The sequence below is a fragment of the Moorena sp. SIO3I6 genome (assembly GCF_010672095.1).
The window spans coordinates 1-2,438 of the sequence record NZ_JAAHHU010000691.1 but is presented as its reverse complement, the minus strand read 5'-3'; the positions used below and the strand labels follow the sequence as shown (position 1 = coordinate 2,438).

Sequence of the window (2,438 nt, the reverse complement as noted above, 5' to 3'; positions counted from 1 at the left end):
TTTTCTGTCCATTTGTTGTTGACATATTCAGAACCGGCCTCTATACTAAAAGTACTCTAGCAAAGTATAATAGTAACGGTAAATGTACAAGACTGTCCCAGTTAGAGCTAACTTTTCAGACGAAGAAAAAGTTTTCTGGGAATTTCAGTGTCAACAAGCAAACAACCTGTTTAACTCTGCTGTTTATTATTCAAGACAAAAACACTATGACTGGTTAAAACAACAACCAGAAGCTTATACAACCTATTGGAAGGATGATTTACTGCGACAAGGTTGGAAAGCTTACAAATGTAGTATCAAGTACGCTGAACTTTGCAAAGAGTTAAAGGAAAATCCTAACTATAAGGCAATGGCCGCTCAGTCGGCGCAACAAACTCTTAAGACTGTGGCTGAATCAATCACAAGCTATAACCAGTTAGTTAGCTTGTATTACAAGGGTCAAGTAGATAAACCAAAACTTCTTAGATACCGGAAGAAGGGTGGGCTAACTGCTGTTACTTTTCCAAAACAAGCTCTCACCTATAAGAATGGATTGTTTCACCCGTCAATAAGTAAAGAAAGTAAAACTGAACTACTTACTGAAATCACTTTAGAGGCTCCGGATTTTATAGATCCAGACTGGGTAAGAGAGGTCACTGTTCGCCCATGCTATGGACAATTATGGATTGACTGGGTGATTGACGACGGTAAGCAGCCAGTGAAAGATAATCCCCATTTAGACTATTCCCAGGCTTGGAGTTTTGACCATGGTGGAACCAACTGGTTGACTGGGGTATCAACTCAAGGGAAAAGTCTGATTATTGATGGCCGTAAACTTAAGTCTATGAACCAGGGGTATGCTAGGTTAGTAGCAAAACACAAAGCTGGAAAGCCAGATTTTTACTGGGACAGCAATCTTGATAGGGTTCAACGTAAACGCAATAATCAGATGCGAGATGGTATTAACAAGGCGGCTAGATTTATTATTAATCGTTGTCTTAACGATCGCATTGGAAATTTAATAATTGGCTGGAACGAGAAACAGAAAAGTGGTTCCAATATGGGGAAACGCGGCAATCAAAATTTCGTAGTTATCCCAACAAAGAGATTAATTAATAGGCTTGAACAACTCTGTTATGAATACGGTATCAAATTAACAGTAACAGAAGAAGCTTATACGAGTAAAGCGTCTTTTTTGGATGAGGATTCATTACCTAAACACGGTGAAAAACCCAGTGGATGGAGACCTTCCGGTAAAAGAGTAAGACGTGGATTATATAAGTCAGCAAAAGGACACCTGGTTAATGCGGACTGCAACGGTGCCGCAAACATTGCCAGGAAAGTAGCTGCACAGTTAGGTCTAGATCTAACCAAGGCAGGTAGGGGAGCCTTGACACTCCCACATCGATTTGATTTGTTCACATCCCTGTCCAAATCCTATCGAATAAGCTGTGTTCGCGTTCGCGTAGCGTCGGCTTCGCCGAAAGCGTCGCCTTCGGCGATAGCGGTACGGGTTCACCCTACCGCTTCACATCCTTATAGAATCCCCCGTGCTTCAGCCGGGGGAGATGTCAAGATTCTATAATTCTGGCAAAAAATAAAGTTTTGTAAATTAACCCATAAAAATGTGAGCTCAGCTAGATAAGTAAGCAGGTCAGTCTTTCTAATTGATAGCGATGAAAGATCAAATTAGGCAGCTGGTATGCCAAGTGCAAAGCTATCCACGGGATACTCAAGAGCGGCAGCAAGCTTTAGGAACACTGGTTAAGCAAATTTTGCGATCGCGTAAAATTTGCCGCCCATCCAAAGGTCAACCTCTATCTGGTATTTATCGAGATATTTTGGAGGCAGTGCAGAAACAGCTAACCCAGGATCTAGAGCAGACTATTGATAGGTATAGCCCACAATTTATTTCTGACAGAGAGTGGACATCTTGGCGAGATATGGCCTTTAAAAAGGTAATAGATAACTATCGCCTTGAACAACTCGCCCTAGAAGCGCAAGGACAAAAAACTCATACTAAAGAACGACTGTATGCTTTAACAGAATTAATCAATGCTTTGCAAATTTCCGGCAAACTGTACCATCCCCCTGGCTTTTCTATTGATGTTTATCAAGATGCAGTAATTAGAACCTTAGGGTTTGTATTTCAAAACATCAATGTCTACAATCCTGACAAGGGCAAATTTATGAAGTGGGTGAATTTTCGTCTTTATGTGATGTTACAAGAAGTCCGCAAAGAACTTAACGAACCCTTTATACAATCTCAATACAACAAAGTTTTTAGAACTCAATCGGATTTGAAACGTCTGATTAAAAAAACAAAAACTGAGACGGTTTTGCTTTGGTTTCAGCTAATACTTAAAGGGAGAATTACAGTAATAGATCAGGGATGGCAAGTTTTTTATATCCTGATTGTCTTATTAAAATTATCCCAGTTACTAACCAAAAAACCAATT

Annotated in this window: 1 protein-coding gene and 1 pseudogene; both read left to right on the top strand. The window is 40.1% G+C overall.

The genetic code is table 11. The features are described from left to right. Window positions 1-82: 82 nt before the first annotated feature. Entirely contained in the window at window positions 83-1,564 is a 1,482-nt protein-coding gene (locus F6K49_RS41470) for a transposase (protein WP_293106979.1), read from the top strand. A 91-nt stretch (window positions 1,565-1,655) separates the two neighbouring features. Then, window positions 1,656-2,438: pseudogene (locus F6K49_RS41465) on the top strand (hypothetical protein); the annotation flags it as partial.

What these genes read in the sequence shown, in the direction of transcription:
- F6K49_RS41470 (WP_293106979.1), top strand. Translation starts at nt 83, where the DNA reads ATGTACAAGACTGTCCCAGTTAGAGCTAACTTTTCAGACGAAGAAAAA.